Origin of the sequence: Mesorhizobium sp. M2A.F.Ca.ET.043.05.1.1 (assembly GCF_003952445.1) — a bacterium.
In the GTDB taxonomy this organism is placed as follows: Bacteria; Pseudomonadota; Alphaproteobacteria; order Rhizobiales; family Rhizobiaceae; genus Mesorhizobium.
In genome coordinates this window covers 1,126,409-1,140,835 of the sequence record NZ_CP034446.1, presented here as the reverse complement: position 1 = coordinate 1,140,835, position 14,427 = coordinate 1,126,409, and the positions used below count along the sequence as shown (strand labels likewise).

The following is a 14,427-nucleotide window of genomic DNA, read 5'->3' as shown; positions in this document are numbered from 1 at the left end:
CTTGGCGATGGCTATTCCGCCGGCTCAGCACGCGCTGGCGGCAATCCCGGCTTGCCTGCTTGGGAAGGATTTCGCCTGACATAGGCCGCCTTCAGCGTTTCCGACGTGTCGCGCGAGCCGTCATGGCTCCAGCCCGGCGGTTGGATGAGATAATTGAAGCGCTCGCCAGGCGTCAGCCCCGGCGCCAGGGCATCCTTGAACATGCCGATCCATTCGTGGAACGCGACCTTCAGCGGATTGAAGGTCCCGATATTCTTGACGATGCCGTAGCGCGGCCGGTCTTCCTCCAGTTCCTCGACGAAGGTGCCGAACATGCGGTCCCAGATGATCAGCGTGCCGGCATAATTGGCGTCGAGATAGCGCGGGTTGGTGGCGTGGTGGACGCGGTGGTGCGAGGGCGTGTTGAAGATGAACTCGAACCAGCCCCACATCTTGCCGATCGTCTCGGTGTGGATCCAGAACTGCCAGACCAGGTTGAAGCCGAAGACGAAGGCGATCACCGCCGGATGGAAGCCGGCGAGCACCAGCGGCGCCTGCAGGATGAAGGTGAAGGTGAACAGGCCGGTCCAGCTCTGCCTCAGGGCCGTCGAGAGATTGTAATGCTGGCTGGAATGATGATTGACATGCTCGGCCCACACCCAGCGCACCCGGTGCGCGATGCGGTGATAGACATAGTAGCGCAAGTCATCGAGCAGGAAGGCAGCGATGAACACCCAGATGGGCAGGCCTAGATTGAAGAAGCGGAACTGCCAGAGCCACAGCAGCGCCGAGTAGGACACGACGCCGAGCAGCAGGCCGGCGACGACGTTGCCGGTGCCCATCATCAGGCTGGTCAGCGTGTCGCGCGTCTCGAACGATCCCTTGGCGCGGCCGGTGCGCACCAACCAGAGCTCGATCAGGATCGCAGCGACGAAGAAGGGGATCGCAAGCTGGGTCACCTGCGGGAAATTATGCTCGTCCATCACGCCGCCTCCCGGATCCGATCGCTGTTCTGCAGGGTCGCCGCCACGGCTCGCGCATCGGCTTCGTTGGCAAAAGCAAACCGCCCACCTTTCCAGGTGAAGTCCTTCAGCCGCAGCGACACCACATCCCCGTCCCTCGTCAGCCCCAGAATGTCGTTCGGTGTGACGATGCGCGTCAGAAAACAGTCGCCGATGCTCTGGACGATGCCGCAGCGTTGCGGACCGAGGTCGAGAAACGCGGCATGATTGTCGGCGGTCAGCCGCACGGCGCCCGGCCTTTCGTCGGGAAAATCCTCGGCAAAGCGTGCGAGCGCTTGATCCGCGCCGGCAAGGATCGCGGTGGTCGTGCCGCCGGTGAAATGCACGGCCGCGACGGACAATGCGATGCCGAACGCGACGAGGACGACCAGGACTGGCAGGCTCATGGGAACGCGGCTCCTCCGGCGGCCCGCATTTCTTTGACGCGGGTCCACGCGACAAACTCCTAGCACGATTGACGTTTACGTCAAAGGGGCATCCAGCCCCGCATCGCATGACGCAGGAGCAGCCAGTGCCGGCGCAAGGTGGAGAGCGCTGCCGTCCTGCGGAGCGCCGAGCTGCCAGCCTTTTCCATCTTGTCGAGATAGGCGTGGGTCAGCGCCAACGGCAGAAAGGCCGGCCGCAGCGAAACGGGAAGCGCCGGCGCTCCTTTCTCGAAGGCGTTGAGATGCTCCCGCGCCAGCGCGATCACCGCCACAACCGCGCGCTCGGCGGCAGCCCCCCCTCTCCCTTGACGAACTCTTCCGGCGTCGTGCCGGCTGCAGAGAGGATGTCTGCGGGCACAAAGCACTGGCCGCGCCGGCGGTGCAGCGGCAGCAGAAGCAGCAGCCCGGTGATGGCCTGGGCGCAACCGGCCCGGCCGGCGAGTTCGGCAAAGACCGGCGCCGCCACCGGATCGAGCACCATGGCCGCAAGCTGGATAAGTGCTGCGGCCGTTTCGCCGCAATAGCCCTCGAGGTCGGTCCGCGACGGCATCGGGTCGTCATAGAGATCGAAGATGCGCGCCTCGAGCATGTTCTCGAAAGCACTCTTCGGCAGCTTATTTGCGGCAATCGTCGCGCGCAGCGCATCGGCGGTCGGGTGGCCCGTCCCGGCATCCCCGTCGGCCGAAATGACGTCGCGCCACCATTGCAGCCTGACCTCACCTGGCAGCGGCTCGTGGATGCGATCGCGCACGCCGGCGATTTCGGCGTTGAAGGCGTAGAGCGCGAGCAGCGCGTCGCGCTTGTCGGCCGGCGCGTAGAGCGCCGACAGATAGCGGTCATGGTCGGCGGCGCGCACCGCGTCCATGACGATGTCGCCATTGTTGACGATGTCGCCATTCTTGACGATGTCGGAAGCGGCGGCCATTCAGTCGACGGCGATCAGCGCGGCGGCCACGGCGCGGTCTTCGGCCAGCAGGACATTGTAGGTCCGCACCGCAGCGCCCGTCGACATCGGGTCGGCGGAGATGCCGGCCTCCTTGAGCGCGGCGCGCAGCGCTGGCGGCAACGGCCGCAAATCCTTGCCCATGCCGACCAGCAGTATCTCCACGCGGTCGGCTTCGGCGAGCAACTTGTCGAAGTCCGAGCCCTTCAGCGCCAGCGGATCGGCGGGCTCCCAGCCATGGATGCCCGATGGCAGCACAAGCAGCGATCCGCGATGCGACATGTCGGCAAAGCGAAAGCCACCATTGCCATAGGCTTCGATCGCCGCCTTGCCGGGGAAATGCGCCTCGCGGATGATGATGCCTTTGGCCATGGGACTACAGCGCGACAATCCGGCTCCAGAGCATGATCCCGAAAAAAGGGAACCGGTTTTCGGAAAAGATCACGCTCCAACAAAAGGTTGGATCAGCAGGACGGTTCAACGAAACGTCCTCCTGATCCGGCAACGTCAGGTCGTCAGGGCCTTGCCGTTCACCGGCTTCTTCTCCTCTTCCGTCGCGGCCTGCGGCCGCAACCGGAACAGGATCAGCAGCGGCGCGGCGATGAAGATCGACGAGTAGGTGCCGAACACCACGCCGAACAGCATCGCCAGCGTGAAGGAGCGGATCACTTCGCCGCCGAACAGCACCAGCGCCAAGAGCGCCAGCGATGTCGTGACCGACGTCAACGTCGTTCTGGACAGCGTCTCGTTGATGGCGTTGTTCAACAGCTGCGGCAGTGGCATCTTCTTGTATTTTCGAAGATCCTCGCGGACGCGGTCATAGACGACGATCGTGTCGTTCAGTGAATAGCCGACGATGGTCAGGATCGCCGCCAGCGACGACTGGTTGAACTCCAACCCGGTCAGGACGAAGAAGCCGATCGTCATGACCACGTCATGGACCGTCGCCACGATGGCGCCGACCGCGAACTGCCATTCGAAACGGAACCAGACATAGAGCAGGATACCGGCCAATGCGATCAGCATGGCGATCGTGCCTTGCTTGGCGAGCTCGCCGGAAACCGTCGGCCCCACGACTTCGACGCGACGGAAGTCGTACTGGTCCTGCAATTCGCCCCGCACCTTGTCGATGACGGTCTGTTCGGCATTTTCGCCGGCGTCCTGCGTTCCGACGCGGATCAGCACATCGTTTGGCGCACCGAATTGCTGCACCTGGATTTCACCGATGTTGAGGTCCGACAATCGCGCGCGGATGTCGCCAAGATTCGCGTCGCCCTGCTTGGATTGCACCTCGATCAGCGAACCGCCCCTGAAGTCGATGCCGTAGTTGATGCCGAGGGTCAGGAATCCGACAACCGAGAGGATGGACAACGTGCTTGAAAGCGCAAAGGTCCAGCGGCGGATGCCCATGAACGGGATCTTGGTGCCCGGCGGAATGAAGGTGACCGGGGCGCGCGGCAATTCCTTCGGACGGGCGCGGCGCAGCCAGATCGACACCAGCATGCGCGTGAAGGTGAAAGCGGTGAAGACTGTGGTCAGGATACCGATGGCATAAGTGATGGCGAAGCCCTTGACCGGACCGGTGCCCAGCCAGAACAGCACTACGGTGGCGATCAGCGAGGTGACGTTGGAGTCGACGATCGTCGCCAAAGCCTTGGAGAAGCCGGTATCGATCGCCTGTATCACCGAGCGGCCGTTTCGCCGCTCCTCACGGATACGCTCATAAATCAGAACGTTGGAATCCACCGCCATGCCGATGGTGAGCACGATACCGGCGATACCCGGTAAGGTCAGCGTGGCGCCGAGCAGCGACAGCGCCCCAACAATCATCGCGACATGGACGGCCAAAGCGACGTTGGCGAGGAAGCCGAGGAAGCCATAGGCGACGAACATGAAGGCGACGACGAGGATCGAACCGATCACGCCTGCCACCTTGCCGGCATGGATGGAGTCCTGGCCGAGGCCCGGTCCAACCGTGCGTTCTTCGATAATGGTCAACTTCGCCGGCAGTGCGCCGGCGCGCAGCAGTACGGCGAGGTCGTTGGCGCTCTCGGCCGTGAAGTTGCCCGAAATCTGCCCCGTGCCGCCAAGGATAGGTTCACGGATGACCGGCGCGGAGATGACTTGATTGTCTAGCACGATCGCAAAAGGCTTGCCGACATTCTGCTGGGTCGCCTGGCCAAACCGCGTCGCCCCGCGGGAATTGAAGGTGAACGAAACGACCGGCTCGTTGGTCTGCGAGTTATAGGTCGGCGTCGCGTTCGACAGGTCTTCGCCCGACACGATGACGCGGTTCTCGACCAGATACGGAACGGGAGGATCGTCCTGCGAGTAAAGGACGGAGTCGCCGGGCGGCGGTCGATTTTTCATCGCGTCCTGGACCGGCACCGACGTATCGACCATCTGGAAGGTCAGCTTGGCGGTCTGGCCGATGATGTCCTTGAGCCTTTGCGGATTTTGCAGTCCGGGCACCTGAACCAGAATGCGATCGTCACCCTGCCGCTGCACGATCGGTTCCGTCGTGCCGAGCGCGTTGACACGCCGCTCCACCACTTCGATCGCCTGCGACAATGCCGTTGATGTGCGGTACTTGATGCCGGCATCCGTGACGGTGAACTTCAGCACCCCGGGCTCGGAATCATCGAGCGTCATCGACTGGACGGAACCACCGCTAAAGAGGCCGGCCGCGACCGGATTGGTTATCGGCTTCAGCGCCGTCTTGGCGGCGTCGACCTGGCTTGGATCGTTGATGCGCACCTGAACGGTCCGGCCGGTTCCGCCAAGGCCGGTGTATTGGATCTTGGCGTCGCGCAGCAGCGTCCTGATCTCGTCGCGCGTCGTCTCCAGTTGATCCTTGATCAGGTCGTTCTGATCCATCTGGAGCAGGATGTGCGAACCGCCCTGAAGATCGAGGCCGAGCGTCATCTGCCGCTTCGGCACCCAGCTCGGCAATTGCGCCAGCATGCTTGCCGGGAAGAGATTGGGCGCGGCGAGGATCACTGTGACGGCCACGGCGAGCCAGATCAGGATCATCTTCAGACGCGAGAAATAGAGCATTCGTTCTTATCCGTTCAGGCGTACATGCGGCAGCGTTCCGCCATCGGCTAGGTTGTCAGCTATGGTTATCGTTCCGACCACGGCCGGCCCTATCGCGCTTCCTCGACGATTGTCAATCTCGCCGGCAGCGCACCGGTTCGCAATAACACGGCGAACTCCTTGGCGCTCTGGGCCGTGAAATTCCCCGATATCTGTGCGGTGCCATTCTCAATGGGTTCCCGGATGATGGGCGCTGAAATCACCTGATCGTCCAGAATCACCGCAAACGGCTTGCCGATATTGCGCGTGGTTGCCCATTTGAAACGTTGCGTACCCTTGGAATCGAGCCGGAATGCGACGACAAACTGTTCTGTCGAACTGTCGTGGGTCGCTTTCGCGTCCAGCACACTGTCGCCCGAGACAAGCACCCGGTCTTCGATCAGATAGGGAACTGGCGGACCGTCCGGCGTGTAAAGCACGGTTGAACCGGCAGGCGGCTGGCCATTGACCGCGTCGTCCACCGGCATCGAAGTATCGACCAACTGGAAACGCAGTCGACCCTGCCGCGCCAGGGTTTGCGCCAGCCCGTGCAAATCCGCGACGCCCGGCGCCTGAACCAGTATGCCGTCATCCGTCAACTGGACCGTGGCATCGGCCACGCCAAGTTCGTTCAGGCGGTTTTTGATGACTTCGATCGACTGTGTGAGCGCGGCAGAGGTCCGATACTTCGCTCCGGCATCGGTCATGGTGAACTTCAACAGGCCGGGTTCGCTATCGTCGAGCGCAAACTCCTGGACCGGACCTTCCTTGCCGGCGATGGGATCGACCACCGCCTTGAGCGCCACCTTGGCGGCCTCGACCTGCGCGGCATCGTTAGTGCGCAGCTGAACCGTCAGGCCGGATACAACAAGGCCGTTATAGTTGATCTTCGGTTCAGCATCGCGAAGCAGCGTCCTGATCTGATCCCGCATTGCTTCCAGCCGGCGGCTTCTTACCTGATCCGTGTCCAGGTGAAGCAGAACATGTGCGCCCGGCACCGATGCAAAAACAGCCGGCGCGCCGAAGACCATCGAGACCAGGGCAAGCCCGATCAAAACGATCTTCAGGCGCGAAAGATGGACCATATGTTATGTTGCCGTTCGTCGGAGCCCTGCCCGCGGCCATCGCCGCCGGGATTGCGCTTACTTCTTGGCGTTCTGGTTCGCCACCGGCTCGCCCTTGACGCGCACGTCCGAAATCGTCGAACGCAGCGCCGTCACCTTGGTTCCGCCGCCAAGATCGATCTCCAGCTCATTGTCGTCGATCACCTTGGTCACCTTGCCGACGAAGCCACCGCCGGTCACCACCGTGTCGCCGCGGCGCACCGCCGTCAGCATTTCCTGGCGCTTCTTCAGCTGCGCGCGCTGCGGCCGGATGATCAGAAAATACATGATCACGAAAATCAGGACAAACGGCAAAATCGAGATGAACATGTCTGGCGAGGCGCCGACGCCCTGGGCGTATGCCGGTGTAACGAACATCAAGAAACTCCTGGATGGTGAAATTCCGCCGCGGCCGCCCCGCGAAAATTTGGCCGGAATATAGTCGGTAAACTTGCCAATGCAACTGCGCTGCGGGCCCAATCCGTTGCTTTTCCAGCCGTCTGCAGCGTGCTAGAGCGTCGCAGCGGAAGCGGCTTCGAGGCCACCGAAAGATCATGCTCCAACAAAAGCTTGGACCTGGTTCTTGCAGCGATGTCATGGAAGCTGCTCCCACACGCTGAAATACCTCAACAAAAAGACCCAAAATGACCGACAGCCTGGATGCTTTGAACAAGAAACTGGACCGCCTGATCGAGGCGGTTTCCCGTCTCGCCCCGCCGCCGGTGCCACAGACCGATCTGGGTATCGCGGACTGCTTCGTCTGGCAGGCCGATCCTGGCTATCTGGAGCCGGTGCGCAAGGTCAATCGCGTCGACATCGGCCTGATCCGCGGCGTCGACCGCGTGCGCGACATCCTGCTCGACAACACCGAACGCTTCGCGTTCGGCTACGCGGCCAACAATGTGCTGCTCTGGGGCGCGCGCGGCATGGGCAAGTCGTCCCTGGTCAAGGCCGTGCATGCCACCGTCAACGCCTCCGACAAGCTCGACCGGCCGCTGAAGCTGATCGAGATCCACCGCGAGGATATCGACACGCTGCCCAAGCTGATGGGTCTCCTGAAGGCGGCCCCTTACCGCTTCATCCTGTTTTGCGACGACCTCTCCTTCGACCATGACGACACCTCTTACAAATCGCTGAAGGCGGCGCTGGAAGGCGGCGTCGAGGGTCGGCCGGGCAATGTCATTTTCTACGCCACGTCCAACCGCCGGCATCTCTTGCCGCGCGATATGATCGACAATGAGCGCTCGACCGCGATCAACCCCTCGGAAGCGGTTGAGGAAAAAGTCTCGCTATCCGATCGTTTCGGCCTGTGGCTCGGCTTCCACAAATGCTCGCAGGACGAATATCTCGACATGATCGACGGCTATGTCCGCTATCACGACCTGGCCATCGATCCCGAGCAATTGCGCGCCGAAGCGCTGGAATGGGCAACGACGCGCGGCAGCCGTTCCGGCCGCGTCGCCTGGCAGTTCACGCAGGACCTCGCCGGCCGGCTCGGCAAGCCATTGAAGGATTGACTGTCACTTGCGCGGCTGCGCCCGCCGCAGGTCGCGCGGCGTCAGGCCGATCTCACGGCGCATCCAATGCGCCAGATGCGACTGGTGCGCAAAGCCCGTCAATGCCGCGACCTCGCTCGTGCTGAGATCACCGCGCCGCAACAGGATGCACGCCCTTTCCACACGGCGCTGCAGCACATAACGATGCAAGGTGACGCCCATCGCCGCCTTGAACCAGGTGCGCAGATGCGAGCTGCTCGCGCCGGCAAGCCGGCTCAGGCGATCGATCGAAAGCGGCTCGTCGAGAGCGGTCTCGATGTGGTCGAGGACACGCTTGAGCTGGGCGTCCGACAACCGGTTCACTCGACCCACGTCCGGGCCATCGAGGCCAAGCAGCCTCACCGCAAGCGCGGCGCCGATGCTGTCGGCAAACAAAGGGCCGCTTGGTGCGCCTGCGGCGAGATCGCTTTGCAGCGCTTTAGCGAGATGCTCGATGCGCTGGTCACGCAGCAGATGGCGGGTGTCAAGCCGCGATATCAGCCCCTTTCCGCCAAGCTCCGCGGCAACTCTTTCCATCAAGGCCAGCGGCAAGACGATCTCCATCGTGTCGAACGGCGTTTCGGCCTCGAAGCCGCCCTCCTCGCCGGCCGGCACAAGGTCAATGTCGCCGGCGCGCCTGACGAAATATCGCCCGGCCTGATCGCAATAGGAGCGCGTCGCCGCGCTCGCATGCACCATGACGCGATGATGCGTTGCCCGAGGCAGCCGATGGACGCCTGCCCCGACATGCCGAGAAAGCATCGTGACGTCGGACGGGGCCGGAGCGAAATGCGGAGGCATGCTCTCTCGATTCATGGCGAAACCTGTTCAAGATTTGGCAATTCCCGCGCGATTTTCAACGCCGCGAACGGGTACTCCCGCCTCTCCTTCAAACATGGAAGAGAGGTTGCCATGAGTTCATATGTTGTTGTCGGCGCGGGCCCGGTCGGACGCGAGACGGCTCGCCTTCTTGGCGAGGAAGGCCATGATGTCATCCTGACCAGCCGAAGCGTCGGTTCGAACGCGTTGCGGAACGTGCGGTCGATCCAGGCCGATGCCACGGACGCCTCGGCGCTGTCGCGTGTCTGCCGGGGTGCCGATGCCGTATTCATGTGCGCCATGGCCACTTATCATCGCTGGCCAACCGACTTTTTCCCCATAATCGACGGCACCGTGCGCGCGGCCGAAGCAGTCGGCGCCAAGCTCATCGTGCTCGGAAATCTCTACGGTTACGGCACGAATGGCGAAAGCCCGCTGCGCTCCGACATGCCGCTGGATCCGAATTCGAAGAAGGGAACCGCCAGGACGATCATGTGGCAGCGGGCGGCCCGTGCCAGCGTGCCGGCGATCGAGATACGTTCCAGCGACTATCTTGGGCACGGCGCGATCAGCTACTTCTCGCTGATCGCCCTGCCGTCCATCATCGAGGACAAGCCGGTCGCCTTCATTGGCGACCTCGACGCCACCCATGCCTGGAGCTTCACCAAGGACGTCGCCAGGACGCTCGTCGCAGCCTCCCGCTACACGGGCGAATGGGGAAGGGCGTTTCATGTCCCCTCCCAACACGCCTCGCCCAACGAGCTCATCCACAAAACCGCGGCGATGCTCGGCCGGGATATTGCCGAGACGCACTCCTACTCCATCCCCGAGATGGAAGCGCTGGGCATGCAGGAGCTGATCGAGATGAGGTATCTCTTCGAAAGTCCCCTGCTGCTCGATTCCTCCGACGCGGAGACGCTTCTGGGCGTAGAGGCCAGCAGCCTCGAGGAAATGATCGCCGACACGCTCCGTGATCACCTTTGAGCCCTGGATCCCGCGCAACTGAAAAAGCCCGCTCCTTGCGGAACGGGCTGAAGACGGCGGGCCGGACTGGAGGTCAGGCGGCCCGCAATTGTTCTTGTTCTATTCGAGATAGCCGGACGGATCGACCGGCGCCGAGTTCTTGCGCACTTCGAAGTGCAGCTTGGGCGAGTCGGTGGTGCCGCTCATGCCGGACAGCGCGATCTCCTGGCCGCGCTTGACCTTCTGGCCGCGCTGCACCTCGATCGAGCTTGCATGGCCGTAGACGGTGACCAGGCCGTTCTCATGCCGCACCAGCACGGTGTTGCCGAACTCCTTGAGACCGTCGCCGGCATAGATGACAACGCCGTTCTCGGCCGCCTTGATCGGCGTTCCTTCCGGCACCGCGATGTCGACGCCGTCCTTGCCGGAGCCGAAGCTGGAGATCACGCGGCCGCGCACCGGCCAGCGCATCTTGCCGATGCCGGTCGCGTCGGGCGCCTCGGCATTGTCGTCCTCGGCCTGCTGGATGACCTTGGCATCCTTCTTAGGCGGCGTGTAGGAGGCGAGCGTCTCGGTGGTCTTCGCCGGCGGCGGCGTCGTCGCCGTCGTCACCGGATCGACCGCGGGCTTGGCGGTGGTGGCCGCCGGCTTGGCAGCCGCCACGACCGTGCCGCCAGCCGGAACCTTGAGCGTCTGTCCGATCTTGAGCAAGCCGTCCTGCATGCCGTTGGCCTGCTTCAGCGTCGTGACGCTGACACCGGTCTTCCTGGCGATCGACGACAGCGAGTCGCCCTGCTGGACAGTATAGGTGCCTCCGGCGCCGGCGGGCTTGGCCTCGGCAACCTGCGGCGCGGGCTTGGGGTTCTTGGAGCCCGTGGCCGCAGCCGACGCATCGACCTGAGCGGCCGCCTTGCCGTCCTTGACCTTCGGCTGCTGCGGCAGCACCGCGACCTTTTCCGGCGCGGGCTGCTTCGGCGTGTTCGCCGGCTTGCCTTCGGCAACCTTCGGCTCCGCCTTGCTCGAATAGGCATAAGCGGGGATGACGATCTTCTGGCCGGACCGGATGCCCTTCTTCGGATCGATCCCGTTGACCTTGGCGATAGCATCGGCCGGCACGTGGTAGTGCGCGGCCAGGCCCGAAAGCGTCTCGCCGTCCCGGACAACGATCTCGGTCGCATGCGGCGTAGCACTTGCGTTACGGACCGCGTCAGGCTCGGCGGTCTTGAACGGTTTTGCCGGCGTGACTGTGCCGGTGGCCGTCCTGTCGAGATGCGGTGCCGGCGCAAGCGCCGGAGCCGGGGCGGGAGCCGAAGCGGTACGCATCGGCTTTGCCGTAGCCGGCGCCGAGGGCGGCGGCAATTGCTGGGTCGTGACCGGCTCGAGGCTGGAGCGGCTCACCGACTGGGTGTGCGTGCCATCGACCGGCGCAGGCGCGACCGTGTCGCCCGGATAGGGCTGGTCGACATTCTGCTTGTTGATGATGGCGCGCTGATTGTTGGTGGAGGATGTGAAGACATCATCGACACCGTTGAAGCGCATCGACTGGGAACTGCACCCGGCCGCCGCGCCGGCAATCATCAGGACAGCGCAACCGCGCGCCAGATTGCGTCTGTTTGCTTTCAAGTGATTGAATTGCATCGCACTAACCCGCACAGACCCGGTACAAACTGGCCCTGATTAAAGCGCGTTAATGTTACTGCCGGGTTAACCCCTTAGAATCCGACGAAAATTTTCTTAAAACATTGGAGGAAATTTTGGCGGAAGCTCCAAAGCCCGCTAAATCACCGCCGCGACGCTGCGCAAGATCGGCTGCAGCCTGACCATGCCGATGTCCTCCCGCTCGAAGCGGCTGCCGACCTTGGTGAGCTTGGCCAGCACCTGCTCGCCCTCCTCCGGGCCGATCGGCGCGATGACGATGCCGCCGCTCGATAATTGGTCGAGCAGGAAGCGCGGCAGGCTGTCGAAGGCCGCCCAGGCGACGATGCGGTCGAACGGCCCTTCATTGGGCAGGCCGTTGGAACCGTCGGCCTGGCGGACGATGATGTTGCTGATGGCAAGCGCGTCGAAGCGCTGCTTTGCCTGCTCGGTGAGCGTCTTGTAGCGGTCGATGGTGATGACGCGCGCGGCAAGCCGCGACATGACCGCTGCCGTGTAGCCCGAGCCGGTGCCGATCTCGAGCACGCGGTTGCCCGGCTCGATGTGCAGTGCCGCGATCACCGCGGCCTGCAGATCGGCGCCCTCGATCGCCTCGCCGCATTCGATCGGCAGCATGCCGTCCGACCAGGCGATCGAATGAAACTGGGCCGACAGGAAGCCGCGCCGCGGCGTCGCCTCGAAGGCCGCGACCAGCGCCTTCGGCGCCGTGCCCCTGCCCCGCAGCCTGAGCAGGAAAGCGGCGAAACCCTCGCGGTCGTCGATGCCGGTATTCATGCAAAAACCATGTTCATGCCAATGCCATGTTCATGACAGCGCCTTGGTCAGTTGGTCGCGGAGCTCATGGGCGGTGAGGTCGAGCTGAAGCGGCGTCACCGACACCAGCCGGTTGCGCAGCGCGTAAAGGTCCGTGCCCTTCTTGCCTTCGACCGGCTCGCGGCCGAAGCGTAGCCAGTAATAAGGCAGGCCGCGTCCGTCGCGCCGTTCGTCGACCCAAAGGCTGTGCACCAGCTTGCCCTGCGAGGTGACGACGGTGCCTTCGACTTCGTCTGGCGCGCAGTTCGGAAAATTGACGTTGAGCAGCACGCCATCCGGCAGCGGCGTTTCCACCAGCCGCTTCAGCAGCGCCGGCGCCAGAGCCTCTGTCGTCTCATAAGGAACCACACGATCCTCGCCGACATAAGAATAGGCCTGGCTGACCGCGATCGAGCGCACGCCGAGCAGCGCGCCTTCCATGGCGCCTGCAACGGTGCCGGAATAGGTCACGTCGTCGGCAATGTTGGCGCCGGAATTGACGCCGGACAGGATCAGGTCCGGCGGTCCGGGCAGGATTTTCTTCGTACCCATGATGACGCAGTCGGTCGGCGTGCCGCGCACCGCGTAATGTTTCTCGCCGATCTTGCGCAGCCGGAGCGGCTCCGAGATCGACAGCGAATGCGCATAGCCGGACTGATCCTGCTCCGGCGCGACCACCCACACGTCGTCCGACAGCGTGCGGGCGATGCGTTCAAGCGACGCCAGCCCTTCGGCATGGATGCCGTCATCGTTGGTCAGGAGAATGCGCATCAAGTCACTTCGTTTCGATCTTGGCAAGACCACCCATGTAAGGCCGCAGCACTTCAGGAATGGTTACGCTGCCATCCTCATTCTGGTAGTTTTCGATGACAGCTATGAGAGCGCGGCCGACAGCGGTGCCCGAACCATTGAGCGTGTGGACGAAGCGGTTGCCCTTGCCGTCCTTGTCCTTGTAGCGGGCATCCATGCGCCGTGCCTGGAAGTCGCCGCAGACCGAGCAGGACGAGATTTCGCGATAGGCGTTCTGCCCCGGCAGCCAGACCTCGATGTCGTAGGTCTTGCGCGCGCCGAAACCCATGTCGCCGGTGCAGAGGGTCACCGTGCGAAACGGCAGGCCGAGCCGCTTCAGCACCTCCTCGGCGCATTGCGTCATACGCTCATGCTCGGCGATCGAGCTTTCCTGGTCGGTGATCGAGACCAGCTCGACCTTGTAGAACTGATGCTGGCGCAGCATGCCGCGCGTGTCGCGGCCGGCCGAGCCCGCTTCCGAGCGGAAGCACGGCGTCAGCGCCGTATAGCGCAGAGGCAGCTTTTCATGCGCGGTGATCTCCTCGCGCACGAGGTTGGTGAGCGGCACTTCCGCTGTGGGGATCAGGCCAAGCCGACCGTCGCCATGCGGCGTGAAGAACAGGTCTTCCTCGAATTTCGGCAGCTGGTTGGTGCCGAAAAGCACCTCGTCGCGCACCATCAGCGGCGGAATGACCTCTTCATATCCATGCTCGGTCGTGTGCAGGTCGAGCATGAACTGGCCGAGCGCGCGCTCCATGCGCGCCAGCTGGCTCTTCAGCACGGTGAAGCGCGCGCCGGACAATTTCGCCGCCCGCTCGAAATCCATCATGCCGAGCGCTTCGCCGATCTCGAAATGCTCCTTCACCCAGTTCGGCCGCGTCGGCACCTCGCCGACGATGCGCTTGACGACATTGTCGTGCTCGTCCTTGCCGACCGGCACGTCCTCCAGCGGCACGTTGGGCAGAACCGCCAGCGCGTCGTTCAGCGCTTTGTCGAGCTCGCGCTCGCGCGCCTCGCCGTTCTGGATGAACGCCTTGATGTCGCTGACTTCGCCCTTGAGCTTCTCGGCAAGTGCTGAATCGCCCGAACGCATGGCGTTACCGATCTCCTTCGAGGCGGCATTGCGGCGCTCCTGCTTGACCTGCAATTCGCTGAGATGCGAGCGCCGGGCCTCGTCCTTCGCAATCAGGTCGTCGACCGTGGACTGCGCCTCGTCAGCCGACCACGAGCGCTTCACCAGCGCCTCGACAAGGGCCTTCGGGTTTTCGCGAATCCATTTGATATCAAGCATGGTCGATCCTCAAAAGTAAGGACCGAGGGGGTAAA

General features: G+C 63.3%; 13 protein-coding genes and 1 pseudogene. 2 read left to right on the top strand and 12 right to left on the bottom strand.

From position 1 onward, the window contains the following. Positions 1-11: 11 nt before the first annotated feature. From EJ069_RS05375 to yajC, 7 genes and pseudogenes are all read right to left on the bottom strand, one after another. Positions 12-962 (bottom strand): sterol desaturase family protein, encoded by a 951-nt coding sequence (locus tag EJ069_RS05375; RefSeq protein WP_189476172.1) that lies wholly within the window; start codon positions 960-962, stop codon positions 12-14. After that, entirely contained in the window at positions 962-1,387 is a 426-nt protein-coding gene (locus tag EJ069_RS05370) for a hypothetical protein (protein ID WP_126060413.1), read from the bottom strand. The genes EJ069_RS05375 and EJ069_RS05370 overlap by 1 nt, the downstream gene beginning before the upstream one ends. 80 nt (positions 1,388-1,467) lie before the next feature. Further along, positions 1,468-2,291, bottom strand: a pseudogene (locus EJ069_RS05365) (phytoene/squalene synthase family protein). 60 nt (positions 2,292-2,351) lie between these two features. Continuing rightward, the gene (locus EJ069_RS05360) at positions 2,352-2,741 is read right to left on the bottom strand and encodes an Mth938-like domain-containing protein (RefSeq protein WP_126060412.1); all 390 of its coding nucleotides are present in this window, start codon (positions 2,739-2,741) and stop codon (positions 2,352-2,354) included. Positions 2,742-2,876: 135 nt separating this feature from the next. After that, positions 2,877-5,426, bottom strand: a complete 2,550-nt coding sequence (gene secDF / locus EJ069_RS05355; protein ID WP_126060411.1) for a protein translocase subunit SecDF — start codon at positions 5,424-5,426, stop codon at positions 2,877-2,879. 89 nt (positions 5,427-5,515) lie between these two features. Further along, positions 5,516-6,529 carry a hypothetical protein gene (locus tag EJ069_RS05350; protein ID WP_126060410.1) on the bottom strand — a complete coding sequence of 338 codons (1,014 nt, stop codon included), beginning with the start codon at positions 6,527-6,529 and terminating at the stop codon, positions 5,516-5,518. 57 nt (positions 6,530-6,586) lie between these two features. Continuing rightward, entirely contained in the window at positions 6,587-6,925 is a 339-nt protein-coding gene (gene yajC / locus EJ069_RS05345; RefSeq protein WP_126060409.1) for a preprotein translocase subunit YajC, read from the bottom strand. A 266-nt stretch (positions 6,926-7,191) separates the two neighbouring features. Here yajC and EJ069_RS05340 point away from each other — a divergent pair, with 266 nt between their 5' ends. Then, positions 7,192-8,064 carry an ATP-binding protein gene (locus EJ069_RS05340; protein ID WP_126060408.1) on the top strand — a complete coding sequence of 291 codons (873 nt, stop codon included), beginning with the start codon at positions 7,192-7,194 and terminating at the stop codon, positions 8,062-8,064. 3 nt (positions 8,065-8,067) lie between these two features. Here the strand turns inward: EJ069_RS05340 and EJ069_RS05335 are convergent, their stop codons facing one another. Next, the gene (locus EJ069_RS05335; protein ID WP_126060407.1) at positions 8,068-8,883 is read right to left on the bottom strand and encodes an AraC family transcriptional regulator; all 816 of its coding nucleotides are present in this window, start codon (positions 8,881-8,883) and stop codon (positions 8,068-8,070) included. Between the two features lie 111 nt (positions 8,884-8,994). On the opposite strand from EJ069_RS05335, the gene EJ069_RS05330 reads away from it, so the two are divergent. Then, complete coding sequence (locus tag EJ069_RS05330) at positions 8,995-9,885, top strand: NAD-dependent epimerase/dehydratase family protein (RefSeq protein ID WP_126060406.1); 891 nt, start codon at positions 8,995-8,997, stop codon at positions 9,883-9,885. A gap of 99 nt (positions 9,886-9,984) precedes the next feature. Here EJ069_RS05330 and EJ069_RS05325 read toward each other — a convergent pair whose 3' ends face one another. From EJ069_RS05325 to serS, 4 genes are all read right to left on the bottom strand, one after another. Then, positions 9,985-11,502 (bottom strand): peptidoglycan DD-metalloendopeptidase family protein, encoded by a 1,518-nt coding sequence (locus EJ069_RS05325; RefSeq protein ID WP_126060405.1) that lies wholly within the window; start codon positions 11,500-11,502, stop codon positions 9,985-9,987. 138 nt (positions 11,503-11,640) lie between these two features. After that, a complete protein-coding gene (locus EJ069_RS05320) occupies positions 11,641-12,294 on the bottom strand; it encodes a protein-L-isoaspartate(D-aspartate) O-methyltransferase (RefSeq protein WP_126060404.1) in 654 nt (217 codons plus the stop codon). 30 nt (positions 12,295-12,324) lie between these two features. Further along, positions 12,325-13,083 (bottom strand): 5'/3'-nucleotidase SurE, encoded by a 759-nt coding sequence (gene surE / locus EJ069_RS05315; protein WP_126060403.1) that lies wholly within the window; start codon positions 13,081-13,083, stop codon positions 12,325-12,327. Positions 13,084-13,087: 4 nt separating this feature from the next. Then, entirely contained in the window at positions 13,088-14,392 is a 1,305-nt protein-coding gene (gene serS / locus EJ069_RS05310; RefSeq protein ID WP_126060402.1) for a serine--tRNA ligase, read from the bottom strand. Between the last annotated feature and the right edge of the window lie 35 nt (positions 14,393-14,427).

What these genes read in the sequence shown, in the direction of transcription:
- EJ069_RS05375 (WP_189476172.1), bottom strand. Translation starts at nt 962, where the DNA reads ATGGACGAGCATAATTTCCCGCAGGTGACCCAGCTTGCGATCCCCTTC.
- EJ069_RS05370 (WP_126060413.1), bottom strand. Translation starts at nt 1,387, where the DNA reads ATGAGCCTGCCAGTCCTGGTCGTCCTCGTCGCGTTCGGCATCGCATTG.
- EJ069_RS05360 (WP_126060412.1), bottom strand. Translation starts at nt 2,741, where the DNA reads ATGGCCAAAGGCATCATCATCCGCGAGGCGCATTTCCCCGGCAAGGCG.
- secDF (WP_126060411.1), bottom strand. Translation starts at nt 5,426, where the DNA reads ATGCTCTATTTCTCGCGTCTGAAGATGATCCTGATCTGGCTCGCCGTG.
- EJ069_RS05350 (WP_126060410.1), bottom strand. Translation starts at nt 6,529, where the DNA reads ATGGTCCATCTTTCGCGCCTGAAGATCGTTTTGATCGGGCTTGCCCTG.
- yajC (WP_126060409.1), bottom strand. Translation starts at nt 6,925, where the DNA reads ATGTTCGTTACACCGGCATACGCCCAGGGCGTCGGCGCCTCGCCAGAC.
- EJ069_RS05340 (WP_126060408.1), top strand. Translation starts at nt 7,192, where the DNA reads ATGACCGACAGCCTGGATGCTTTGAACAAGAAACTGGACCGCCTGATC.
- EJ069_RS05335 (WP_126060407.1), bottom strand. Translation starts at nt 8,883, where the DNA reads ATGCCTCCGCATTTCGCTCCGGCCCCGTCCGACGTCACGATGCTTTCT.
- EJ069_RS05330 (WP_126060406.1), top strand. Translation starts at nt 8,995, where the DNA reads ATGAGTTCATATGTTGTTGTCGGCGCGGGCCCGGTCGGACGCGAGACG.
- EJ069_RS05325 (WP_126060405.1), bottom strand. Translation starts at nt 11,502, where the DNA reads ATGCAATTCAATCACTTGAAAGCAAACAGACGCAATCTGGCGCGCGGT.
- EJ069_RS05320 (WP_126060404.1), bottom strand. Translation starts at nt 12,294, where the DNA reads ATGAATACCGGCATCGACGACCGCGAGGGTTTCGCCGCTTTCCTGCTC.
- surE (WP_126060403.1), bottom strand. Translation starts at nt 13,083, where the DNA reads ATGCGCATTCTCCTGACCAACGATGACGGCATCCATGCCGAAGGGCTG.
- serS (WP_126060402.1), bottom strand. Translation starts at nt 14,392, where the DNA reads ATGCTTGATATCAAATGGATTCGCGAAAACCCGAAGGCCCTTGTCGAG.